The sequence below is a fragment of the Aquamicrobium sp. genome, assembly GCF_023954335.1.
Taxonomy (GTDB): domain Bacteria; phylum Pseudomonadota; class Alphaproteobacteria; order Rhizobiales; family Rhizobiaceae; genus Aerobium.
In genome coordinates this window covers 94,844-117,558 of sequence record NZ_JAMLIE010000007.1, presented here as the reverse complement: position 1 = coordinate 117,558, position 22,715 = coordinate 94,844, and the positions used below count along the sequence as shown (strand labels likewise).

Annotated in this window: 25 protein-coding genes and 1 tRNA gene; 14 read left to right on the top strand and 12 right to left on the bottom strand. The window is 66.1% G+C overall.

Translation table 11 applies throughout. From position 1 onward, the window contains the following. Position 1: 1 nt before the first annotated feature. The 5 genes from M9945_RS22540 to M9945_RS22520 are packed head-to-tail and all read right to left on the bottom strand — an operon-like array spanning position 2 to position 3,876. Positions 2-1,003 carry an MBOAT family O-acyltransferase gene (locus M9945_RS22540; protein WP_367931684.1) on the bottom strand — a complete coding sequence of 334 codons (1,002 nt, stop codon included), beginning with the start codon at positions 1,001-1,003 and terminating at the stop codon, positions 2-4. Further along, positions 1,000-1,998: a hypothetical protein gene (locus M9945_RS22535; RefSeq protein WP_367931683.1), complete on the bottom strand. Its 999-nt coding sequence runs from the start codon at positions 1,996-1,998 to the stop codon at positions 1,000-1,002. Before M9945_RS22535 ends, M9945_RS22540 begins: the two co-directional genes overlap by 4 nt. Before the next feature lies 1 nt (position 1,999). After that, positions 2,000-2,239 (bottom strand): hypothetical protein, encoded by a 240-nt coding sequence (locus M9945_RS22530; RefSeq protein ID WP_367931682.1) that lies wholly within the window; start codon positions 2,237-2,239, stop codon positions 2,000-2,002. A gap of 19 nt (positions 2,240-2,258) precedes the next feature. Beyond that, positions 2,259-3,242, bottom strand: a complete 984-nt coding sequence (locus M9945_RS22525; RefSeq protein ID WP_367931681.1) for a 3-oxoacyl-ACP synthase III family protein — start codon at positions 3,240-3,242, stop codon at positions 2,259-2,261. Next, on the bottom strand, positions 3,232-3,876 hold the full coding sequence (locus tag M9945_RS22520; protein WP_367931680.1) for a hypothetical protein: 645 nt from the start codon (positions 3,874-3,876) through the stop codon (positions 3,232-3,234). The genes M9945_RS22525 and M9945_RS22520 overlap by 11 nt, the downstream gene beginning before the upstream one ends. 346 nt (positions 3,877-4,222) lie before the next feature. On the opposite strand from M9945_RS22520, the gene M9945_RS22515 reads away from it, so the two are divergent. Further along, positions 4,223-5,008: a cytochrome c biogenesis CcdA family protein gene (locus tag M9945_RS22515; RefSeq protein WP_367946322.1), complete on the top strand. Its 786-nt coding sequence runs from the start codon at positions 4,223-4,225 to the stop codon at positions 5,006-5,008. A 58-nt stretch (positions 5,009-5,066) separates the two neighbouring features. Here the strand turns inward: M9945_RS22515 and M9945_RS22510 are convergent, their stop codons facing one another. From M9945_RS22510 to rpiA, 5 genes are all read right to left on the bottom strand, one after another. Further along, complete coding sequence (locus M9945_RS22510; protein WP_367946321.1) at positions 5,067-5,435, bottom strand: PRC-barrel domain-containing protein; 369 nt, start codon at positions 5,433-5,435, stop codon at positions 5,067-5,069. Between the two features lie 140 nt (positions 5,436-5,575). After that, on the bottom strand, positions 5,576-6,787 hold the full coding sequence (locus tag M9945_RS22505) for an NADP-dependent isocitrate dehydrogenase (RefSeq protein ID WP_367946320.1): 1,212 nt from the start codon (positions 6,785-6,787) through the stop codon (positions 5,576-5,578). A 149-nt stretch (positions 6,788-6,936) separates the two neighbouring features. Continuing rightward, on the bottom strand, positions 6,937-8,325 hold the full coding sequence (gene gor / locus M9945_RS22500) for a glutathione-disulfide reductase (RefSeq protein ID WP_367946319.1): 1,389 nt from the start codon (positions 8,323-8,325) through the stop codon (positions 6,937-6,939). 106 nt (positions 8,326-8,431) lie between these two features. Then, complete coding sequence (locus M9945_RS22495; protein WP_367931675.1) at positions 8,432-9,001, bottom strand: DUF2059 domain-containing protein; 570 nt, start codon at positions 8,999-9,001, stop codon at positions 8,432-8,434. A 21-nt stretch (positions 9,002-9,022) separates the two neighbouring features. Next, complete coding sequence (rpiA, locus tag M9945_RS22490) at positions 9,023-9,724, bottom strand: ribose-5-phosphate isomerase RpiA (RefSeq protein ID WP_367946318.1); 702 nt, start codon at positions 9,722-9,724, stop codon at positions 9,023-9,025. A 164-nt stretch (positions 9,725-9,888) separates the two neighbouring features. Here rpiA and M9945_RS22485 point away from each other — a divergent pair, with 164 nt between their 5' ends. The 13 genes from M9945_RS22485 to M9945_RS22425 all read left to right on the top strand — a co-directional run bounded on the left by M9945_RS22485 (position 9,889) and on the right by M9945_RS22425 (position 20,970). Continuing rightward, positions 9,889-10,587 carry an HAD family hydrolase gene (locus tag M9945_RS22485; RefSeq protein ID WP_367946317.1) on the top strand — a complete coding sequence of 233 codons (699 nt, stop codon included), beginning with the start codon at positions 9,889-9,891 and terminating at the stop codon, positions 10,585-10,587. A 78-nt stretch (positions 10,588-10,665) separates the two neighbouring features. Continuing rightward, positions 10,666-10,740: transfer RNA gene (locus M9945_RS22480), tRNA-Val, on the top strand. Between the two features lie 234 nt (positions 10,741-10,974). Further along, positions 10,975-11,580 carry a hypothetical protein gene (locus M9945_RS22475; RefSeq protein ID WP_367946316.1) on the top strand — a complete coding sequence of 202 codons (606 nt, stop codon included), beginning with the start codon at positions 10,975-10,977 and terminating at the stop codon, positions 11,578-11,580. A gap of 204 nt (positions 11,581-11,784) precedes the next feature. Further along, positions 11,785-12,117, top strand: coding sequence for a septum formation initiator family protein (locus M9945_RS22470; protein WP_367931685.1), 333 nt, complete (start codon positions 11,785-11,787; stop codon positions 12,115-12,117). A 172-nt stretch (positions 12,118-12,289) separates the two neighbouring features. Next, positions 12,290-13,333, top strand: a complete 1,044-nt coding sequence (pdhA, locus tag M9945_RS22465; protein WP_367946315.1) for a pyruvate dehydrogenase (acetyl-transferring) E1 component subunit alpha — start codon at positions 12,290-12,292, stop codon at positions 13,331-13,333. A 14-nt stretch (positions 13,334-13,347) separates the two neighbouring features. Continuing rightward, positions 13,348-14,772: a pyruvate dehydrogenase complex E1 component subunit beta gene (locus M9945_RS22460; protein WP_367946314.1), complete on the top strand. Its 1,425-nt coding sequence runs from the start codon at positions 13,348-13,350 to the stop codon at positions 14,770-14,772. 13 nt (positions 14,773-14,785) lie between these two features. Then, the gene (locus M9945_RS22455) at positions 14,786-16,177 is read left to right on the top strand and encodes a pyruvate dehydrogenase complex dihydrolipoamide acetyltransferase (protein WP_367946313.1); all 1,392 of its coding nucleotides are present in this window, start codon (positions 14,786-14,788) and stop codon (positions 16,175-16,177) included. Positions 16,178-16,252: 75 nt separating this feature from the next. Then, positions 16,253-16,795 (top strand): HdeD family acid-resistance protein, encoded by a 543-nt coding sequence (locus tag M9945_RS22450; protein WP_367946312.1) that lies wholly within the window; start codon positions 16,253-16,255, stop codon positions 16,793-16,795. Positions 16,796-16,816: 21 nt separating this feature from the next. Continuing rightward, entirely contained in the window at positions 16,817-17,458 is a 642-nt protein-coding gene (locus tag M9945_RS22445) for an SGNH/GDSL hydrolase family protein (RefSeq protein WP_367946311.1), read from the top strand. Between the two features lie 15 nt (positions 17,459-17,473). Further along, complete coding sequence (lpdA, locus tag M9945_RS22440) at positions 17,474-18,916, top strand: dihydrolipoyl dehydrogenase (protein WP_367946310.1); 1,443 nt, start codon at positions 17,474-17,476, stop codon at positions 18,914-18,916. Between the two features lie 71 nt (positions 18,917-18,987). Further along, positions 18,988-19,956 carry a lipoyl synthase gene (gene lipA / locus M9945_RS22435; RefSeq protein WP_367931705.1) on the top strand — a complete coding sequence of 323 codons (969 nt, stop codon included), beginning with the start codon at positions 18,988-18,990 and terminating at the stop codon, positions 19,954-19,956. Next, entirely contained in the window at positions 19,953-20,510 is a 558-nt protein-coding gene (locus tag M9945_RS22430; protein ID WP_367946309.1) for an AAA family ATPase, read from the top strand. The genes lipA and M9945_RS22430 overlap by 4 nt, the downstream gene beginning before the upstream one ends. A gap of 10 nt (positions 20,511-20,520) precedes the next feature. Next, entirely contained in the window at positions 20,521-20,970 is a 450-nt protein-coding gene (locus tag M9945_RS22425) for a type II toxin-antitoxin system RatA family toxin (RefSeq protein ID WP_367946308.1), read from the top strand. Here M9945_RS22425 and M9945_RS22420 read toward each other — a convergent pair. Both M9945_RS22420 and M9945_RS22415 read right to left on the bottom strand, forming a co-directional pair. Then, positions 20,955-21,455 carry a CinA family protein gene (locus M9945_RS22420; RefSeq protein ID WP_367946307.1) on the bottom strand — a complete coding sequence of 167 codons (501 nt, stop codon included), beginning with the start codon at positions 21,453-21,455 and terminating at the stop codon, positions 20,955-20,957. The genes M9945_RS22425 and M9945_RS22420 overlap by 16 nt on opposite strands. Then, positions 21,452-22,648: a bifunctional 2-C-methyl-D-erythritol 4-phosphate cytidylyltransferase/2-C-methyl-D-erythritol 2,4-cyclodiphosphate synthase gene (locus M9945_RS22415; protein ID WP_367946306.1), complete on the bottom strand. Its 1,197-nt coding sequence runs from the start codon at positions 22,646-22,648 to the stop codon at positions 21,452-21,454. Before M9945_RS22415 ends, M9945_RS22420 begins: the two co-directional genes overlap by 4 nt. Positions 22,649-22,715: the final 67 nt, after the last annotated feature.

Here is a 22,715-nt window from a genome sequence, read left to right as displayed (position 1 = left end):
TCTAGAGCCGTGGCGGCTTCATTGCGAGGCTCAGGGCGGCACCGTGGCCGATCCCCCAAAACAGATATTTCAGAGTCATTTCGTGCCAGAGGCCAACGGCTATGAAAGCAAGGAAAATACCCTGTCGGGGCGCGCCCGTGTGACGCACGTAGGGCTTGAACAGGTAGGTAGCGATGAAGGCGCTGAGCGACATGTGCCAGCGCTGCCAGAACTCGCGGATGGACGTCGCCAGATAGGGGCGGTTGAAATTTTCGGGCAAGGTGACGCCGAAGAAGGCGGCCAGCGCGATGGCTATGAGCGAGTAGCCGGAGAAGTCGAAGAAAAGCGCCGCGAAGAGAAGATAGACGTCCGCCACCGTGGGGAGGATGCCTGTGCCGTTGCCGGCCGCCTCGGCACGCAGCGCCGGCGCAATAACGTAGAGGGCGGCCGTACCCCAGCCCAGCTTCATCGCTGCAATGCCGAGCGACCGAAGCGGCAGGAGATCGGCGATCCGCTCGGGGCGGAAAGGCTGGTTGCCGAAGATGGGACCGGCTGGAAAGGCGGGCAGGAAGGTCAGGCCGGCAAGAAGCGGCAAAGGCCTCAATTGTCCCTCGCGCAGCGCCTCCCTCAACCCGACGAACGACTTGACCACGAAGAAGGTCGCGCCCACCGTCCAGCCGACCAGTGGCAAGGAGCCGCCCTGAAGCGTGTCGCGCAGACCGGGCAGGACCGGCATTCCGTCGATCCATATGGCCATGTTGTAGGGAATGAGGCCGAGAAAGGACAGCCAGGACAGCCACGTGGCATGACCCGGGAAAAGCCGGCACAGCGCATAAAGACACAGCACCCACAAGACCTGGGCAGCGAGATAGAGCGCAAGCAGCGGGTTGGCGACGGCAATCAGGCCTGCGCCCGCAACGCAAAGCATAGACAGCGCGGCGCGCGGCGACACGCCCCACAAGAGCCGGAACAGGCCGGCAAGGCTGGCGTAAATCAGCAGCGTGAGCTCAAAGCCGAGGATCATGGCGTTTCCATCTCGGCGAGCACGACCCCGGCCAGCCAGCGCGTGTAAAGCTCGCGTCCTTCGGGTCCGAAGTGATTTTTGTCGATAACCAGACGTGAAAGCTGGCGGGCGAGCCCATCGGGCGGCGCACGGAACTCCGGTATCAGCGCCGTGACCTTGTCCATCACCTCCGGTGCGAGCGGCGGGTCGGCATATCCCATGGGGCGTATCACGACGAGCCTGGTTCCGGTCGCGTCGAGCCGCTGTCGGATCCGGTCGAGCACGGCAAGCTCCACCTCGGCCTTCGGAGTACGTTCGTCGGCGAATCGTCCGTCTGTCGCATCGGGCCCGTCGCCGAACATCTGCCGACTGGCATCCTCGGCCTGGGCGCGATGCCTTCTCCTTCGGTCGTCATCCTTGTCGAAGCTGTTCCGCCAGCACACGTGCGGTGCCGGTTCGTCGGATGCGGAAAGGAGGACCCTGGTCGTAATCCCGGAGAAATGGCGTGCGACGGATATGGCCAGCTTGTGCCTGATGCCGTCGACGATCAGATGCCACCGCGATTCAGTATCGGCAGGCAAGGCGGCAAGCAGTTCGGCGTAAGTGAGATGGCCGGGCTCCGTGCGGTTCCATTGCCGCGGCCCGGGCGATCCAAATCTTATCTCGTCGAGATCGATCTCGAGCACAACGACTTTCGGCGCTCGTCCGGTCTCGACCAGATGCGTAATTATCGACTCGCTGCACAGTATCAGCCGGCTCGGGCGACCCAGATTATAGACCGTCTCGTACTCTCCACCGGTCGCCTCGACGAAGGTCTCGGGCTTCAAGCCGCGGCGGATACGAGAACTGCCCAGGAAAACCACATCGATCTTCGATGGAAGATCGAGCATTTGCCGCGCAAGGCAGACATGGGAATTGCCGACGCTGGCAAAGCGCACGACCGGCAGATCCGCAGCCGCCACCACCGCCACGCCGCCGAGGAAGACCAGGCCTGCGGCCAGCTTGCGCAGAAGCACGTCAGGCGTCCATGAGAATGTCGATAAGCACCGTGACACGGAAATCGTTGAACGACTCGTCGATAGCGGCCAGCCTGGCGCCGTGCAGGGTTTCCAGCTCGAACAGGAAATTCATCGAGTCAAGTGAATCCAGTATTCCCTCACCGATCAGGTCCGTCGTTTCGGATACCTTTTCGGACGCCTTCGGCGAGGTGGCATCGAGAGCCTTGCGGATCATAGAGAAAGCTTCTTCTCTGGTCATATTCTTCCGTTCCCCTCAATCAAAACCGAACGACTGCGGTGGCCCAGGAGAGGCCCACACCGAAGCCGGACATCAGAACCGTGCGACCTGAAAGAGCGCCTTCCGCATCGACTTCCGATAGCAGCAGCGGGATGCTGGACGAAACGGTGTTGCCGTATCGGTCCATATTGATCAACAGGCGATCGGCAGGAATGCCGACACGCCGGGCCATCGACTCGAGCATGTAGCGCGAGCCCTGATGGAGCGCGAACAGGTCTATGTCCTCGAGCTTCGCGCCTGCCTTCTCCAGGCAGCGATGGATGCTTTCGGGAACGATGCTGTTGACGAAGTTGAAGACGGCGCGGCCCTGCATGTGCAGCCGCAGCGCATCTGCCGGGATATCGGGGGAGGCGGCGGCACCGACGAGCGGTCGTGCAGCACCGCCGGCCGGTATGCAGATCGCGTCGCCATCTTCGCCGCGGGTGCCGAAATCGGTAGCAAGGACACGCCCGCGCCCCTTGCCCGATCGCACGAGCGTGACCGTCGCCGCATCCCCGAAGATGCAATTGGTATCCTTGTCGGCGGGAGCGATGATCCGCGAATAGGGATCGCAGGTCACCACGACCCCGACGTCCTTTCCGGTCGCGGCAAGAAAGCCCTCGGCCACGGTCAGTGCGTAGACATAGCCCGAACAGCCCAGCGAGATATCGAAGGCGGCCAGCGACGGCCGCAACCCGAGCGCGGCCGCCAGCCCCGCGGAGTTCTGTGGCAGTCGGCGGTCGGGCGTCTGCGTGACGACGATCAGCAGGTCCACCTCGGAGGCGAGTTCCGGAAACCTTGCGAAGAGAACCCGGCAGGCCTCCGCCGATAAACTGACGCCGGTCTCGTCGGGGCCGAGCACGTAACGCCCCTCAAGCCCGATCTTCTCCACGATGAATCGCTCGTCCGCCCCGGTCAGCCGGGCCAGGTCCGCCGCGCTATGGCGCACGGAAGGCAGAGCATGCGCAAAAGCCTCAATGCCCATCGCCCGCCTCCGGTGCCCGGAATGCGAATGTTACCATGCCCTCCAGGCCGATATCGGGCAACGCAACCTGCCAGATGTTCTGGAACAAACCATGCTCGCCGAGCTGGCGGTAGAGGGTGAGGGCGATCCGTCCCGCATCGGGAAACCGGCCAGCGACCGGCAGGCCAAGACGCCGGAAACCGGTCAGCCATACGTCGCGGCAACCCGGCCATCGCTCGCCGTGCTCGGCCTTGATCGCCTGGACGATGACGTTCGCCATGTCCTCGAAGCCCGACACCCCGCTGTAGTCCCAAATTGCCTTGTCTGTGCCAGACGAACCATTCTGCCGAGTGACGGCAATCGGCATCGGCCGCGCCCGGCGAGGCGCCGGGTCTGCCCCCTCCGTCAGGACGAAGGACCGGTTCTTTCCGGTGGGTTCGGCGAACTGCACACGGGCGATCGCCCCCGCCATGGTTGCGGCGGAAGAGTCATCGGCAAGGAGCATGCGGGTGGACAGGCGGGTAAACTGTGCCGCATCGAGTATCCACTCACCGTCTCCGAGCAGTTCGGCCACGCGCGATACGATCTGTGTGCCCTGCACATAGTCTCGGTCGCCACGCAAAAAGACATCGAGATTGAAGGTGGATTCGGTCATCGGCCCCCCGACTTTATTGCTGTCATGGCCTAACCGATCAAAAGCTGCAGTCCAAGACGTAATCTCCGGGGCTGAAGATTTTCATGCGCCCTGGACCAACCGATACCACCTGCGGCAGTCGGACGCCTCGGCAAAGAGGCGGAGGCTGCCTTTAACGCCGCGGTTGCTACTTCATCTTCGACCTATCAAGGGCTCGAGAGGTCTCGAAGCCCAACGCGTGCATCATCGTCGAAGTGTGAGGCAAATGCCTCCTCTCAGCGACCCTATGCCACGCTTTGGTGATTGGTGGCCCGAGCGGGGAGTCGCTATATCAGGCGCGAACTGTAGGGAACTGGAGTTTCGGCGCATGGCCATCGACGTCGGATTTATGAGCGCCATCGGCGCGGGGGCGCTGTCGTTCCTGTCGCCCTGCGTGCTGCCGCTGGTGCCGCCCTATCTGTGCTATATGGCCGGCGTCTCCATCGACGATTTCCGCGGCGCGGCCGCTGTGCCCGCGGGCGGCGGGGCTGCGGCCCTGCGCGCCGCGCCCACGCATACCGCGCCGGCCCGGCTCGCCCTCGTCGGCGCGGCCTTCGCCTTCGTGCTGGGGTTCTCGACGGTGTTCGTCGCGCTCGGGGCGGGGGCGTCGTCCATCGGCGGGCTGATGCGGCAGTGGCAGCAGGAGCTCGCCATGGTCGCCGGCGTCCTCATCACCCTGATGGGGCTGAACTTCCTCGGCGTCATCCGCATTCCGCTCTTGTCGCGCGAGGCGCGGTTCCAGGGAGGCGGCAAGCCGGCCAACGCGCTCGGCGCCTATCTGATGGGCCTTGCCTTCGCCTTCGGCTGGACGCCGTGCATCGGCCCGGTGCTCGGGCCTATCCTGACTCTGGCCGGCGGGCGCGACACGGTGGGCGAGGGGGCGATGCTGCTCGGCGCCTATTCGCTCGGCCTCGGCTTGCCCTTCATTCTCGCGGCGCTGTTCTCCGGCGCGTTCATGCGCTTCCTCGGCCGTTTCCGGGTGCATCTCGGGCGGGTCGAGAAGGTGATGGGCGGTCTTCTCGTCCTCGCCGGCATCCTCTTTCTCACCGGCGGGGTGCAGGCCGCGGCCTACTGGCTGCTGGAAACCTTCCCGGGCCTCGCCGCGCTCGGATAGAAAAGGGCCGCGAACGCGGCCCTTTCGATATGCGTGAACGCCGGCTGCCGAACGCGGGTCAGTCGTTCCACGTCTCCATGGCGCCGACGGCGTCCGGCGACGCGTTCAGCGTCAGGCGGTTGTTCTCCCGCGTGAACTGGTCGATGGGGATGACGACGTCGCGGTCGGCGTAGCCGGCCTTGCCGTCGAAGTCGATCACCAGCGCGGTCGGCGTTCCGGCGTCGGAGCCGACGACCTCGTCGACCTCGCCGATCTCGGTGCCCGACGCGTCGTAGACGTCCCAGGCGTCCACCTGATCGGCTATGGCGCCGAATGCCGCCACATGCACGTTGCTATTGACCTTGACCAGGGCGGTTTGCGCCATGGCCGCGCCGCCGGTCATCAGGCCGCCTAGCGCCGCTGCGAGCAGAAGCTTTCTGTGAAGCATGGAAGTCTCCATCGATTGTTATCCGGTGTGAAACCTTCTGGAGAACGCGCCTGCACGCCAAAAGTTCGGCTGCCGTCCGGCGGCAAAACAAAAAGGCGGCCGAAGCCGCCTTTCGTCGTCCGGGATGCGAGAGGCGTGGATCAGGCCATCGCCTTCTGGAGGTTCTCGTCGATCTTGTCGAGGAAACCGGTGGTGGAGAGCCAGGGCTGGTCGGCACCGATCAGCAGCGCCAGATCCTTGGTCATGTAGCCCGATTCCACCGTCTGGACGCAGACGCGCTCGAGCGTCTCGGCGAAGCGCTTCAGCGCCTCGTTGTCGTCGAGCTTGGCGCGGTGGGCGAGGCCGCGCGTCCAGGCGAAGATCGAGGCGATCGAGTTCGTCGAGGTCTCCTCGCCCTTCTGGTGCTGGCGGTAGTGGCGGGTGACGGTGCCGTGGGCGGCCTCGGCCTCGACGGTCCTGCCGTCCGGCGTCATCAGCACCGAGGTCATCAGGCCGAGCGAGCCGTAACCCTGCGCGACCGTGTCGGACTGCACGTCGCCGTCATAGTTCTTGCACGCCCAGACATAGCCGCCCGACCACTTCAGGCTCGAGGCGACCATGTCGTCGATCAGGCGGTGCTCGTACCAGATCTTCTTTTCCTTGAAGGCGGCGACGAACTCGGCCTCGTAGACCTCCTGGAAGATGTCCTTGAAGCGGCCGTCATAGGCCTTGAGGATGGTGTTCTTGGTCGACAGATAGACCGGGTAGCCGCGCAGCAGGCCGTAGTTCAGCGAGGCGCGGGCGAAATCGCGGATCGAATCGTCGAGGTTGTACATCGCCATGGCGACGCCCGAGCCCGGCGCGTCGAACACCTCGTGCTCGATGGTCTTGCCGTCCTCGCCGACGAACTTGATGGTCAGCTTGCCCTTGCCGGGGAAGCGGAAATCGGTGGCTCGGTACTGGTCGCCGAAGGCGTGACGGCCGACGACGATGGGCTGGGTCCAGCCCGGCACGAGGCGCGGCACGTTCTTCATGATGATCGGCTCGCGGAAGATGACGCCGCCGAGGATGTTGCGGATGGTGCCGTTGGGCGACTTCCACATCTTCTTCAGGCCGAATTCCTCGACGCGCGCCTCGTCCGGCGTGATCGTGGCGCATTTGACGCCGACGCCGTACTTCTTGATGGCGTTGGCCGCGTCGACAGTCACCTGGTCATCGGTCTGGTCGCGGTACTCGATGCCGAGGTCGTAATAGTGGAGGTCGATGTCGAGATAAGGGTGGATCAGCTTGTCCTTGATGAACTGCCAGATGATGCGCGTCATCTCGTCGCCGTCGAGCTCGACGACCGGATTTGCCACCTTGATCTTCGCCATGAGAGACCCCTCGATGTTTGGAAATGCGGGAGACACCCGCTGGTTCGGTTTGAAAATGTGGCCCCTCATAGCACCGGCAGCCGCCAAGGCAAAGCCGATCTGGCGTCTGCCGCGACGAGAGGTAAAAGCCGGCCGGAACGGCCGCGCCGTCAGACCCGCTCGCCGTTCCTGACCAGATAGCTCGGCGCGTACATCGTCACCAGCTCCTCGGCCGCGCTGGGGTGCACCGCCATGGTCGCGTCGAAATCGTCCTTGGTCAGCTTCGCCTTGACGGCGATGCCGATGAGCTGCGCCATCTCGCCGGCATCGGGGCCGAGGACATGCGCGCCGACGACGCGGCGCGTGGCGGCGTCGACCACCAGCTTCATGATGGTGCGCTCCTGCCGGCCGGACAGCGTGTGGCGCATCGGCCGGAACTCGGCGCGGTAGATTTCCACCTCATCGAAGCGCTTGCCCGCCTCGTCCTCGGAGAGGCCGACCGTGCCGATCTCCGGCTGCGAGAACACGGCCGTCGCGATGGCGTCGAAATCCGGCTTCGCCGGCCTGTCGCGGTAGACGGTGTCGATGAAGCACATGGCTTCGTGGATCGCCACCGGCGTCAGCTGCACCCGGTTGGTGACGTCGCCGACGGCGTAGATGTGCCGGACGCTGGTGCGCGAATAATCGTCGACGACGATCTCGCCGCCCGGCCCGGTCTCGACGCCGGCGGTATCCAGCCCCAGCCCCTCGGTGTTGGGCGTACGGCCGATCGCCAGCATGAACTGGTCGACGGTCAGCCGCTCGTCGTTGCTGAGCGCGATGTCGAGCCTGCCGTCCGGCCGCTTCTCGACGCCATGGGCGATCGCCTGGGTAAGGATGCGGATGCCCTTGGCCTCCATCGCCGCGTGCAGGCCCCGCCGCATGTCCATGTCGAAGCGGCCGAGGATCTCCTTGCCGCGATAGACCAGCGTCGTCTCGACGCCGAGGCCGTGGAAAATGTTGGCGAACTCGACCGCGATGTAGCCGCCGCCGGCGATGGCGATGGCGCGCGGCAGCGCCTCGAGGTGGAACGCCTCGTTGGAGGCGATGGTGTGCTCGGCGCCGGGCAGGGCAGGGTGGGGGCTCGGCCGCCCGCCGGTGGCGATCAGGATGTGGCGCGCGGTGACGGTGCGCCCCTCGGCGACGATGCGCACCGAGTGCGGCCCCTCCAGCACGGCGCGGCTTTCGAGGATATGCGCGCCGGCATTCTCCAGCCCGCGCCGGTAGAGTCCTTCGAGGCGGGCGATCTCGCGATCCTTGTTGGCGATGAGCGTCGGCCAGTCGAAGCGCGTCTCGCCGACGGTCCAGCCATAGCCGGCGGCATCCTCGAAATGCTCGGGGAACTGCGAGGCGTAGACGAACAGCTTCTTCGGCACGCAGCCGCGGATGACGCAGGTACCGCCGAATCGGTATTCCTCGGCGATGGCGACGCGCTTGCCCATGGCAGCCGCCAGCCGCCCCGCGCGCACCCCGCCCGAGCCGCCGCCGATGACGAAAAGGTCATAGTCGAATTCAGACATGGCGGGCTCCGGTGTTCTTCGGCAGGACCTTCACCTAGGCATTTGCCTGCCAAAAGAAAAGCCCGGCGCGAGGCCGGACCGGATGCGTCCGCGCAAGGCGCGTGGGTTATTGCTGCGGCGCTTCGCCGCCTTCGGCATTGCCGCCCTGCGGCTGCTGCTGCGGCTGGGCCTGCTCGGCGCGCCGGGCAAGCTCCTCGCCCACCTGCTGGGCGAGATCGCGGGCGATGCCGTTCTGCCAGATCTCGGCGGCACGCACGACGTCGCGCGTGACGAGAGGGCTGTCGGTCAACAGCTTCTTGCCGGTCTCGGACGAGTAGAAGGTGGAGATCTCGTTGAGCTGCGCCTCGGTGAAGGCGCGGGCGTAGATCGTCGCCGCCTCGCGCTCGAGGTCGCCGCGGCGCGCCGCGAGCGCGAACGCCGTCTGGTCGACGATCTCGATGATGAGCGCCTGAAGGTCCGGATTCTTCTGGATCAGCTCGCTCTTCAGCGACTGCGCCGCGCCGGGCAGGATGAAGTCGAACTCGTCCGTCGCATGCAGCGACGCCAGCACCGCGCGCGCGGCCGACAGGTGAGAGTCGGAAATCTCCTGCGCGGCGGCGGGAAGGCTGGCGCCCGCGACGAGGGCGAGCGTTCCGAAGGCGGCGGCAAGACGGCGGGAACGGATGGCGAGGTTCATAATGCGTCGAAACTCCTTGAGTTACCTTGCGAGGCGCAGCGTTCTGACACCACCGGCATCCGCGATGATCGCGGCGAATGCCAGGCCGAGAAACAGACCGTGCTCGACCACGCCCGGAATGGCGTGGAGCGCGTCACTGAGGGCTTGTGTATCCGGAATGCGGCCAAAAGATGCGTCGATGATAAGGTGTCCGCCGTCGGTGACGAAGGGCGCGTCGCCCGCCATCCGCAGGGCGAGCGGCCCCTGAAGGCCGAGGCGCGCCGCGGCCGAGGCGATGGCGATTTCGGTCGCCTTCAGGCCGAACGGGTTGACCTCTATCGGCAGCGGGAAGCGACCCAGCGTCTCCACCACCTTCGAGGAATCGGCGATCACCAGCATGCGCGCGGATGCCGCCGCGACGATCTTCTCGCGCAGCAGCGCGCCGCCGCCGCCCTTGATCAGCGAAAGCTGCGCGTCGATCTCGTCGGCGCCGTCGATGGTCAGGTCGAGCTCCGGCATCTCGTCCAGCGTGGCGAGCGGCACGCCGAGCGCGCGGCACAGCTCCGCCGTGCGCTCCGAGGTCGGAACGCCGGTGACGGCGAGGCCTTCCTCGCCGATGCGGGCCGCGAGCAGCCGCACGAATTCCTCGGCGGTCGAGCCGGTGCCGATTCCGAGCCGCATCCCGTCCTCGACATGCGAGAGGGCGACGCGCGCGGCCTCGATCTTCAACTGTCTGGCGTCCATAGGGCGTCCGTGGGCTCCGTCCCGGAAAGTCAATCGCCTCCTATCAGCTTTGCCGCGCCGGGCAAAGACCCCGTCTGCCGGGACGCGCGCCGGCAAGGCCGGGCTTGCCGGCTCGCTCTCGCGGGGGTATCGCAACTCGACCCGAACGCATCACCGGACCTGCCATGACCCGCCCCGCCCCGATCCGCCCCATTGTCGTCTTCGATCTCGACGGCACGCTCGTCGACACCGCCCCCGACCTCCTCGACAGCCTGAACCACTGCCTCGAATGCGCCGGCCTACAGCGGGCCGCGCCGCAGGAGCTGCGCCGCTTCGTCGGCATGGGCGGGCGCGTCATGATCGAGCGCGCCTTCGCCTCGCAGCGGCACGAACTGACCACGCCGCGGCTCGACGAGCTCCAGGCCGTGTTCCTCGACCACTACGGCGGCAACATGCCCGGCCGCTCGCAGCCCTTTCCCGGCGTGATCGCCGCGCTCGACCGGCTGGGGGAGGCGGGCTACCTGCAGGCGGTCTGCACCAACAAGTACGAGGCGCTGTCGACGCGGCTGATCGCCTCGCTCGACCTGACCGAACGGTTCGCCGCCATCTGCGGCGCCGACACGTTCTCCTTCCGCAAGCCCGACCCGCGCCATCTTCTCGAGACCATCCGCATGGCGGGCGGCGACCCCGCCCGCGCCATCATGGTCGGGGATTCGCGCACCGACATCGACACGGCCAAGGCCGCGGGCATCCCGGTCATCGCCGTCGATTTCGGCTATACCGACCAGCATGTGCGCACGTTCTCGCCGTCGCGAATCATCTCGCATTTCGACGAGCTGACGACGCAGATGACCGAGGAGCTCCTTGCCGCGCTCGCGCGTTGATACGTCCTTGACTTGGGGCCGCCGCCCCCCTTATATCGCGGCACTTTCGCGGCCGGCTCAAGCTGGATCATCGCGAACGGGCGCGTAGCTCAGCGGGAGAGCACACCCTTCACACGGGTGGGGTCACAGGTTCAATCCCTGTCGCGCCCACCATCGTCTCCAAAGCCTCCAACAGAATCAAAGCATTAGAGAAGACCGCGGCGCCAGGCTCGCCGACGCGGCAAAGCCCGGAGCGCTCATATGCTTCCGAGCACGCTGATTTCGCCATGCCTCGCGTGAGATCGGCGATTCACCTTTGGCACCGACCGATCGAATGCAATCTATTCGCTCCACCGAAGCTTAGACGTCGGGCGATATCATCGGGAAAGTAGGGGCGGGGAGATTGCAATGCTGTTTGTCAGAAGACTTATTGTCTACGGCTTGCTTTTCATCGTCATGATGCAATTGGCATCGTGCTCGCCAGGCGTCCTTCGCCATGCGATTGCTTACTTCGATACAAATCCACCTTTGGGCGATCCGCCGTTCATTCCAAGCGGCAAAGACGGAATGACGACAAGCTACAAAACCGCGCTTCGGCGATTTCCCGATCTCGATTCTTGCCTGTTCTCATGGGGTGAGCGACCTCTTTGGGATACGTTCCCCGAAGAGACGGTCCTTAAAAACTTTGCATGGTCCAGAATTCACGATCCCTTTGAAGCTGAGGTTTGTCTGTTTCGTGTATTGAATCGCATCGGGAATTATCCGGATGCCGATCGGTGGTTTACAGCGCAAGGTTTTTCCAGTCGGATTTACCTTCCGGGGGAGATCCCGCATAACGATATGTATCGGATACATGCGGTTTGGCTCATCCCGGCTTCCGGGCGCAGGTTCTACGGAGAATCGCTTCTGGCGCGCCTGATGCCGAGCATAGCTTACTCCATGGGCGTGAATGCTTACTGGGCGCCCGGCACCGGGCAACTGACGAAAGTTAGCCTCGAATTCAATACGCTATAGAACCCTCCGGGCCGGAGAGGGAGTAATGATATATGAGGCGGCAAAAGATCGCGACTGGGCGTTGTATGACAACGATCTCGATAAACGTCTCGAGGTCGAGCGCCCTCTCTGGCGCCGGACCGTGGCGCGAGCCGAAAACGGTAACCGGGCTTTAAGCATAAGCATGGCAGATGGGGGATGCAGCTTGAAGGTATCGTCGTGCCTATGTGGACTCGCCAGCGCAAGAAACGCAACACCGGCGCTCTGATCGTGCCGGCGATCTCGGCTGCGTTCCTGTCCTATTTCGGCTTCCATGCCTTCCACGGCGAGTACGGCATCTATTCGAAATACCGGCTGGAGACGCGGGTCGCCGCGCTCGAGGCCGATCTGGCGAAGGTGCAGGCCGAGCGCACCCGTCTGGAGCAGCGCCTCAGCCTGTTGAATGACGGCTCGCTGGAGAAGGACATGCTGGACGAGCATGCCCGGCGCGCGCTCAACATGGCTCTCGGTGACGAAGTCATCATCATGCGGCAGCGCAGCAATGATCGAGGACAATGATTAACTGAAATCAAGTTAATCATTTAATTTCATATACTTATGAAGATTATCGGCATTCCTGCCATGCGTTTTTCCGCATGGCGGAGGTCTTTGCTCCGTGCTAGCCTCTGGCAAAACACAAAGGGAGGGCTCGGCTCTCCTTCCGGGAGTTGAGACGAAGAGGGAGCGAGCGATGGCGACAGCCGCCCGTAAGACGCCTGCGAAATCCAGGGCAGGCGCCGACAGCCAGCAGACACCGAGAACGCCGCCGCCGGCGAAGTTTTCCAAGGACGAGGACCTCAAGGCCTATCGGGACATGCTCCTGATCCGCCGCTTCGAGGAAAAGGCCGGCCAGCTCTACGGCATGGGCTTCATCGGCGGGTTCTGTCATCTCTATATCGGGCAGGAAGCTGTCGTCACCGGCATGGCCATGGCCATCAAGGAAGGCGACCAGATGATCACCGCCTACCGCGACCACGGCCACATGCTGGCCATGGAGATGAGCGCGCGCGGGGTGATGGCCGAGCTCACGGGGCGCCGCGGAGGCTACTCCAGGGGCAAGGGCGGCTCGATGCACATGTTCTCCAAGGAGAAGAATTTCTACGGCGGCCACGGCATCGTCGGCGCGCAGGTGCCGCTCGGCACCGGCCTCGCCTTCGCCAACCGTTATCGCGGCAACGACGCGGTCTCGCTCACCTTCTTCGGCGACGGCGCGGCCAACCAGGGCCAGGTCTACGAGGCGTTCAACATGGCCTCGCTGTGGAAGCTGCCGGTCATCTACATCATCGAGAACAACCGCTACGCCATGGGCACGGCGGTGACGCGCTCGTCGGCCGAGACCGATTTCTCCCAGCGCGGCGTCTCCTTCCGCATCCCCGGCATCCAGGTCGACGGCATGGACGTGCGCGCGGTCAAGTCGGCCGGCGACATGGCGGTCGAGTGGTGCCGCGCCGGCAACGGCCCGATCATCCTCGAGATGCAGACCTACCGCTATCGCGGCCACTCCATGTCCGACCCGGCGAAATACCGCTCGAAGGACGAGGTGCAGAAGATGCGCTCCGAGCACGACCCGATCGAGCAGGTCAAGGCGCGACTTCTGGCGCAGAAGGGCGTCAGCGAGGACGATTTGAAGGCCATCGACAAGAAGGTGCGCGACATCGTCGCCGACGCGGCCGACTTCGCCCAGTCCGATCCCGAGCCGGACGTGTCCGAGCTCTACACCGACGTGCTGCTTTAAGGGGGGAACGGACGATGCCGATCGAAATTCTCATGCCCGCTCTCTCGCCGACCATGGAAGAGGGCAACCTGTCGAAATGGGTCAAGAAGGAAGGGGACAAGGTTTCCCCCGGCGATGTCATCGCCGAGATCGAGACCGACAAGGCGACCATGGAGGTCGAGGCCGTCGATGAAGGCACGCTCGGCAAGATCCTCGTCGCCGAAGGGTCGGAAGGGGTGAAGGTCAACACGCCGATCGCGGTCCTGCTTCAGGACGGCGAAAGCGCCGACGCCGTGGCGGCGAAGCCGGCGCCCAAGGCGGAGCCGGCTGCCGCGCCCGCGCAGGCGGCCGACGACGCCGGCGGCAAGGCGCGTGAAGCGAGCGAGGAGCCGGGCGCGAAGAAGGAAGCCGTCTCCGTTCCGGCAGCGCCGAAATCCGAGGTCGCCGCCGATCCCGACATTCCCGCCGGCACGGAGATGGTGCCGACGACCGTGCGCGAGGCGCTGCGCGACGCCATGGCCGAGGAGATGCGCCGCGACGACGACGTCTTCGTCATGGGCGAGGAGGTGGCCGAATACCAGGGCGCCTACAAGATCACGCAGGGGCTGCTTCAGGAATTCGGCGCGCGCCGCGTGGTCGACACGCCGATCACCGAGCACGGCTTCGCCGGCCTCGGCGTCGGCGCGGCCTTCGCCGGCCTGAAGCCCGTCGTCGAGTTCATGACCTTCAACTTCGCCATGCAGGCGATCGACCACATCGTCAACTCGGCGGCGAAGACGCTGTACATGGCCGGCGGCCAGATGGGCGCGCCCATCGTCTTCCGCGGCCCGAACGGCGCGGCCGCCCGCGTCGGCGCCCAGCATTCGCAGTGCTACGCCGCCTGGTACGGCCACATTCCGGGCCTCAAGGTGGTGATGCCCTATACGGCCGCCGACGCCAAGGGGCTGCTGAAAGCCGCTATCCGCGACCCCAACCCGGTGATCTTCCTCGAGAACGAGATCCTCTACGGCCAGACCTTCGACGTGCCGAAGCTCGATGACTTCGTGCTGCCCATCGGCAAGGCGCGGCTGCACAAGGAGGGCGCGGACGTCACGCTCGTCTCCTTCGGCATCGGCATGACCTACGCGGTCAAGGCCGAGGCCGAGCTGCGCGAGATGGGCATCGACGTCGAGATCATCGACCTGCGGACCATCCGCCCGCTCGATCTCGACACGGTGCTGGCTTCGGTCAGGAAGACCAACCGCCTCGTCGTGGTCGAGGAGGGGTTCCCGCAATCGTCGGTCGGCGACCATATCGCCTCCCAGGTGATGCAGCGCGCCTTCGACCATCTCGACGCGCCGGTGATCACCGTCGCCGGCAAGGACGTGCCGATGCCGTATGCGGCCAATCTCGAGAAGCTGGCGCTGCCCAGCGTCGCCGAGGTGGTCGAGGCGGTCAAGGCCGTCACCTATCGCGGTTGAGGGAGGGCGCGTCATGCCGATTGAAATCACCATGCCGGCGCTTTCCCCGACGATGGAGGAAGGCAATCTCGCCAAGTGGCTGGTCAAGGAGGGAGACAAGGTCTCCCCGGGCGACGTGATCGCCGAGATCGAGACCGACAAGGCGACCATGGAGGTCGAGGCCGTCGACGAGGGCACGGTGGCGAAGATCGTCGTCCCGGCCGGCAGCGAGGGCGTCAAGGTCAATGCCGTGATCGCCGTGCTGGCCGCCGAAGGCGAGGACGCCTCGGCCGCGGCCTCCGCCGCCGGCAGCGCCGCGCCCAAGGCCGAAGCGGCGAAGCCGGAAGCGAAAGCCGAGCCGGCAAAGCAGGAGGCGAAGGCCGAGCCTGCCGCCGCCGCGCCCGCGCCGTCAGCCCAGCCGAAGGCCGCGCCCGCGCCGGCGCAGACAACCCAGCCGAAGGCGGCTTCCGGCGAGCGCACCTTCGCCTCGCCGCTCGCCCGCCGCATCGCCCGCGAGGCAGGCATCGACGTCGCCGCCGTTTCGGGCACCGGCCCGCACGGCCGCGTGGTCAAGGCCGATGTCGAGGCGGCGATCGCCGGCGGCGCGCCGAAGGCGGCCGCGCAGCAAACGACCGCGCCGTCCACCGCCGCGGCCCCGGCCGCCGCGCCGAAGGGCATGTCGGACGATGCGGTGCTGAAGCTGTTCGAGGAAGGCTCCTACGAGCTCGTCCCGCACGACAACATGCGCAAGACCATCGCGCGCCGCCTGACCGAGGCCAAGAACACGATCCCGCATTTCTACCTCACGGTGGACATTGGGATCGACGCGCTGCTCACCCTGCGCAAGCAGCTGAATGACGCCGCCCCGATGACGAAGACGGAGAAGGGCGAGACGCCCGCCTACAAGCTCTCGGTCAACGACATGGTCATCAAGGCCTATGCGCTGGCGCTGAAGGCCGTGCCGGACGCCAACGTCTCGTGGACCGACGCCGGCATGCTCAAGCACGCCCACGCCGATGTCGGCGTCGCGGTGTCGATCCCCGGCGGCCTCATCACGCCGATCGTGCGCAAGGCGGACGAAAAGACCCTCTCGGCGATCTCCAACGAAATGAAGGACCTTGCCGCGCGGGCGAAGAACCGCAAGCTGAAGCCGGAAGAGTATCAGGGCGGCACCACCTCGGTGTCCAACCTCGGCATGTTCGGCGTCAAGGACTTCGCCGCCGTCATCAACCCGCCGCATGCCACGATCCTCGCGGTCGGCGCCGGCGAGGAGCGCGCGGTGGTGAAGAACGGCAAGATCGAGATCGCCAACGTCATGTCGGTGACGCTGTCGACCGATCACCGCGCCGTCGACGGCGCGCTGGGGGCGGAGCTCGTCGCTGCCTTCCGGCGCATCGTGGAGAACCCGTTGTCCATGTTGGTTTGAGGCTGGGTTGGTTTGAGGGCTTGACTGGTTTGAAGCCGGGCACGGCGCCCGGCAAACGCCGCGAAAGGTAAGGCCATGACTGCGACTGCGAATTCCGAAAATCTCAGGAAATCATGGGGCTGGATGGCGTTCCTCGCCGTCGTTTCGCTGATCGGCGGCGTGCTGGCCCTCGTCAATCCCTTCGCCGCGACGCTCGCCGCGACGCTGATGGCCGGCTGGTTCTTCATGCTGCTCGGCGGCCTCCAGGTCATCCAGTCGTTCCAGGTGCAGGGCTGGGGCGGCTTCCTGTGGGCGCTGCTGTTCGGCGTGCTGTCGCTGCTCGTCGGCATCTCGCTGGTCTTCAACCCGCTCGCCGGCATGGTGTCGCTGACGCTTCTGGTCGCGGTGCTGCTTCTGGTCACGGGCGCGATCAAGGTGTTCTACGCCTTCGCGCTGCGCCCGGTCACCGGCTGGGGCTGGGTGCTGGTCTCGGGCATCCTGTCCATCGTGCTCGCCGTGTTCATCTTCACCAACTTTCCCTATGCGGCGGGAACGGTGCTCGGCATCTTCCTCGCGGTCGAGCTGATCTCGAACGGCGTGCTGTTCCTGTTCATCGCTCTCGGCCTGCGCCAGCTCTAGGGTCGGGAACCGGGAGCGGCGATGAAGACGGTCCTCTGCTACGGCGACTCGATCACCTGGGGCTCGGATGCCGAGACCGGCGGCCGCCACGCTTACGAGGATCGCTGGCCGAACGTGCTGCAAAAGGCGCTCGGCCCGTCCGTCGAAGTCATAGCCGAGGGCCTGCGCGGGCGCACCACCGCCTATGACGAGCACCTCGCCGCCTGCGACCGCAACGGCGTGCGCATCCTGCCGACGGTGCTCTACACCCATGCGCCGCTCGACCTCGTCATCATCCTGCTCGGCTCGAACGACATGAAGCCGGCCATCGCCGGCACCGCGCTCGCCGCCATGCAGGGCATGCGCCGGCTGGTCGAGATCGTCCGGCTCAACGCCACCCGCGACGGGACGGCCGAGCCGCCCGCTGTGCTGATCGTCGCGCCGCCGCCGCTGTGCGAGACCGCCAGCCCCGAATATGCGGCGATGTTCGCCGGCGGGGTCGAACAGTCGCGCATGCTCGCCGGCTTCTATGCCGATCTCGCCGACATCGAAGGCTGCGGCTTCTTCGACGCCGGCTCGGTGGCGGTGACGACGCCGATAGACGGCGTCCATCTCGACGCCGCGAACACCCGCGCGATCGGGCGGGCGCTCGAACCGATCGTGCGCATGATGCTTGGACTTTGAAGGAGGGAAACGCCCGTGGCCGAAAGCTATGACGTCATCATCATCGGGGCCGGGCCGGGCGGATATGTCGCCGCCATCCGCGCCGCGCAACTGGGGCTGAAGACCGCCATCGTCGAGCGCGAGCATCTGGCCGGCATCTGCTCCAACTGGGGCTGCATCCCGACCAAGGCGCTTCTGCGCTCGGCCGAGGTGATGCACCTCGCCAGCCACGGCAAGGAGTACGGCATCGCCATCGAGGGCGCGGTCAGGCCGGACCTTTCCGCCATCGTCAAGCGCTCGCGCGGCATCGCCGAGCGTATGAACGGCGGCGTCGGCCTCCTGATGAAGAAGAACAAGGTCGACGTGATCTGGGGCGAGGCGAAGCTGGTGAAGCCCGGCGAGATCGTCGTCTCGAAGCCGGCGAAGAAGCCGATGCAGCCGCAGGCGCCCGCGCCGAAGAACACGAAGGGCGAGGGCACCTATACGGCGAAGCACGTCATTATCGCCACCGGCGCGCGACCGCGCGCGCTGCCCGGCATCGAGCCGGACGGCAAGCTGATCTGGACCTATTTCGAGGCCATGGTGCCCGACAGCCTGCCGAAATCGCTGCTCGTCATGGGCTCGGGCGCCATCGGCATCGAGTTCGCCTCCTTCTACCGCACGCTCGGCGTCGACGTCACCGTGGTCGAGCTGATGCCGCAGATCATGCCTGTCGAGGACGCCGAGATCTCCAAGTTCGCCCAGAAGCGGCTGGAGAAGGAGGGGCTGAAGTTCATCCTCGAAGCCAAGGTGACGAAGGTCGACAAGGCCGCCAACGCGATCACCGCCCATGTCGAGAAGAAGGACGGCTCGGTCGAGAAGATCACCGCCGACCGGCTGATCTCGGCCGTCGGCGTCCAGTGCAACACCGAAAATCTCGGCCTCGAGGCGCTCGGCGTCAAGCTGGAGCGCGGCGCGATCGCCATCGACGGCTATTGCCGCACCTCCGTGCCGGGCGTCTACGCCATCGGCGACGTCGCCGGCCCGCCGATGCTGGCCCACAAGGCCGAGCACGAGGCCGTCATCTGCGTCGAGAAGATCGCCGGGCTGAACGTCCATCCGCTCGACAAGGCGCTGGTTCCGGGCTGCACCTATTGCCACCCGCAGGTGGCCTCGGTGGGTCTGACGGAAGTGAAGGCGAAAGAAGCCGGCCACGACATCCGCGTCGGCCGCTTCCCCTTCGTCGCCAACGGCAAGGCGGTCGCGCTCGGCGATGATCAGGGGCTGGTCAAGACGATCTTCGACAAGAAGACCGGGCAACTGCTCGGCGCCCATCTCGTCGGCCCGGAAGTGACCGAGCTGATCCAGGGCTTCGTCGTCGCCATGAACCTCGAAACCACCGAGGAGGAGCTGTTCCACACCGTCTTCCCGCATCCGACCCTGTCGGAGACGATGAAGGAAAGCGCGCTCGACGCCTACGGGCGCGCGCTCAACATGTAGCCCGGCGGGCGGGCGGTTCCCTTTCCGCCCGTCACGGCCTATATCAGCCGAAAGCCAAGGAAGTCCTGCGCATGGTCACGGTTCTCAACCTCCTCGACAAGCCCCGGCCGCGCCACCCCGAGAAGGCCCACAAGCCCGATCAGGAGATGCTGCGCAAGCCGGACTGGATTCGCGTCCGCGCGCCCGTGTCGAAGGGCTATTCCGAGACGCGCGAGATCGTGAAATCGAACAAGCTCGTCACCGTCTGCGAGGAGGCGGGCTGCCCGAACATCGGCGAATGCTGGGACAAGAAGCACGCCACCTTCATGATCATGGGCGAGATCTGCACCCGCGCTTGTGCCTTCTGCAACGTCGCCACCGGTATCCCGACCGCGCTCGACGCGAACGAGCCGGAGAACGTCGCCAGGGCCGTCGTGCAGATGGGATTGACCCATGTCGTCGTCACCTCGGTCGACCGCGACGACCTCGCCGACGGCGGCGCGCAGCATTTCGCCGACACGATCCATGCGATCCGCCGCGCCTCGCCCTCGACCACCATCGAGATCCTGACGCCCGACTTCCTGCGCAAAGACGCGGCGAAGGCGCTGGAGATCGTCGTCGCGGCGAAGCCCGACGTCTTCAACCACAATCTGGAGACCGTGCCGTCGAACTACCTCACCGTGCGGCCCGGCGCGCGCTATTTCCACTCAATCCGGCTGCTCCAGCGCGTCAAGGAGCTGGACCCGACGATCTTCACCAAGTCGGGCATCATGGTCGGCCTCGGCGAGGAGCGCAACGAAGTGCTTCAGCTGATGGACGACCTGCGCATCGCCGATGTCGATTTCATCACCATCGGCCAGTATCTGGCACCGACGCGCAAGCACCATCCGGTCAAGAAGTTCGTCACGCCCGACGAGTTCAAGTCCTACGAGAAGCTGGCTTACGTGAAGGGCTTCCTGATGGTGTCCTCCAGCCCGCTGACGCGCTCGTCGCACCATGCGGGCGATGATTTCGCCCGGCTGCGCGCCGCGCGCGAGGCGAAGCTCGCGGCGCAGGCGTGATCGCCGCGAACGAGGCCGCGCCGCTTCTGGAACAGGCGCGGCGCATCCTCGTCATCGGCTGTTCGGGGTCGGGAAAATCAACCCTGTCGCAGGCGCTCGCGGCCCGGCTGGGCAGCCCCTATATCTCGATGGACCGCGAATTCTTCTGGCTTCCCGGCTGGACCCTGCGCGAGCGCGGGGAGGTGCGCCGGCTCATCGCCGAGGCGGTGGCCGGCGAGCGTTGGGTCATGGACGGCACCAGCCCCGGCACGCTCGACCTGCGCCTGCGGCGCGCCGACATGGTGATCTGGCTGCGGATGCCGCGGCTGCTCTGCATCGCCCGCGTCATCCGGCGGCGCATCCTTTATTCCGGCCGGTCGCGCCCCGAAATGGCGCCCGGCTGCCCGGAAAAGATCGACCGGGAGTTCCTCGACTACATCTGGAACTTCGAGCGCACGGAAATGCCGGAGATCCGCGCCGCGCTGGCGCAGCACGGGCCCGACGTGCCGGTCGTGACGCTGCGCTCGCCGGCAGAGGTTCGCGACCTTCTTGCCCGGCTGGACGCGGCGTTGTAGCGGATTTGCCATGCCGCAATACGAAACCGTCCGAGTCGTTCGCCATCCGCCGGAAAAGATGTTCGCGCTGGTCGCGGACGTCGAGCGCTATCCCGAATTCCTGCCGATGTGCGAGGCGCTGACTGTCCGCTCGCGGCGCGAGCGGGACGGGGTGACGCTGCTCGTCGCCGACATGACCGTCGGCTACAAGGCTATCCGCGAGACCTTCACCAGCCAGGTGGTGCTGAAGCCGGCAGAGAGCCTGATCGACGTCAAATATATCGACGGCCCGTTCAAGTACCTCACCAACCGCTGGCTCTTCCTGCCGGCGGAGGGCGGCAGCGAGGTCCATTTCTTCATCGACTACGAATTCAGGAACCGCATCCTCGGCGCGCTGATGGGCGCGATGTTCGACCGCGCCTTTCGCCTGTTCGCCGAAGCGTTCGAGAAGCGCGCCGACCTCGTCTACGGCGTCGCCTGACCGGGTAGGGCGGCGATACCGAGCTCGAGCGCCGTGCGCACGGTCTCGGTGCGGATGAAGGCGCGGCCGCGATCCTCGAAGATGCGGCTGGTCGCCTCTATGGGCCGGCCCTCGACCGCCACCCCGAACCAGACCAGCCCGACCGGCTTCTGCGCCGTGCCGCCGCCCGGCCCGGCGATGCCGGTGACGGAGAGAGCGATGGACGCGCGGCTCTTGGCCAGCGCGCCGGCGGCCATCTCGCGCGCCGTCTGCTCGGACACCGCGCCATGGGTGGCGAGCGTATCGACCGAGACGCCGAGCACCTCCATCTTGGCCTCGTTCGAATAGGTGACGAAGCCGCGGTCGAGCACGGCCGACGAGCCGGAGATGTCGGTGATCGCGACGGCGATCATGCCGCCGGTGCAGGATTCGGCCGTCACGGCCATGAAGCCGGCGGCGCGGCATTCGGCGATGAAGCGGACGGCGAGCGCGCTGATGTCTGTCATTCGGGCAACCCTCCGGGATAGACCACGCTCACCGTGGCGATGGCGGCGATGCCTTCCTCGCGGCCGACGAAGCCGAGGCGTTCGTTGGTCGTCGCCTTGACGGAGACGCGCTCGGCAGAGATGCCGAGCATGGCGCAAAGCGCTTCCGTCATCGCCGCGCGGTGCGGCCCAATCTTCGGCGCCTCGGCGATCAGCGTGATATCGGCATTGGCGATGCGCCCGCCCTTTTCGCGCACGATGCGCACCGCCTCCGCGACGAAGATGCGCGAGGCCGCGCCCTTCCAGCGCATGTCGGACGGGGGAAAATGCGTGCCGATGTCGCCCGCGCCGCAGGTGGCGAGCAGCGCGTCGGTCAGCGCGTGCAGCGCGACGTCCGCGTCGGAATGGCCGGAAAGCCGCTTCGAATGCGGGATGGCCACGCCACACAGCGTGACATGGTCGCCCTCGGCGAAGGAATGGACGTCGTAGCCGTTGCCGGTGCGCACGTCCGGCAGCGCGCCGGCGGAAAGGCGAGCGTTCGCCATGTCGATCTCCCTTGCCCAGGTCAGCTTCACATTGTCGGGCGCGCCCTCGACGATCCGGACCGGAATGCCCGCCCATTCGGCGATGGCCGCGTCGTCGGTGAAATCCTCGCGGCCGGCAAGGTGGGCGCGTTCATGCGCGTCGAGGATCGGGCCGAAGGCGAAGCCCTGCGGCGTCTGCGCCGCGAAAAGGCGCTCGCGCGGCACGGTCTTAACGACCAGCCCCTCGCCACCGGCCTCCTTCAGCGTGTCGGAAACGCCGAGCGCCGGCAGGCTGCCGAACCCGCCTTCGAGGCCGGCGATCACCCGGTCGATCAGCCCGGCATCGACGAAGGGGCGCACGCCGTCATGGATCAGCACCGCATCGAGCCTGCGCTCGCGCAGCGCGAGGAGGGCGAGCCGCGTCGACGCCTGCCGGGTCGGGCCGCCCGGAACGGCGATCACCCGCGCGGCAAGCGCGCCGGCTGCCTGCGCGAACAGTTCCGCGTCGTCGGCATGGATCGCCACAGCGATCGCGTCGATCCGCGGATGGGCGAGGAACGCCTCCAGCGTGCGGCGGATGACGGGAACGCCGCCGATGCGCCGGTATTGCTTCGGCCCCTCGGCCGACTGTCCGGCGCGCTCGCCGCGCCCGGCCGCCACGATCACCGCGCCGATCCTGCCTGCCGTCATGCCGTTCCGGCTCCCGTTTCAGATCGCTCAACGCTTAGTCAGGCGCATCCCGATTGGCCAGCCAAAT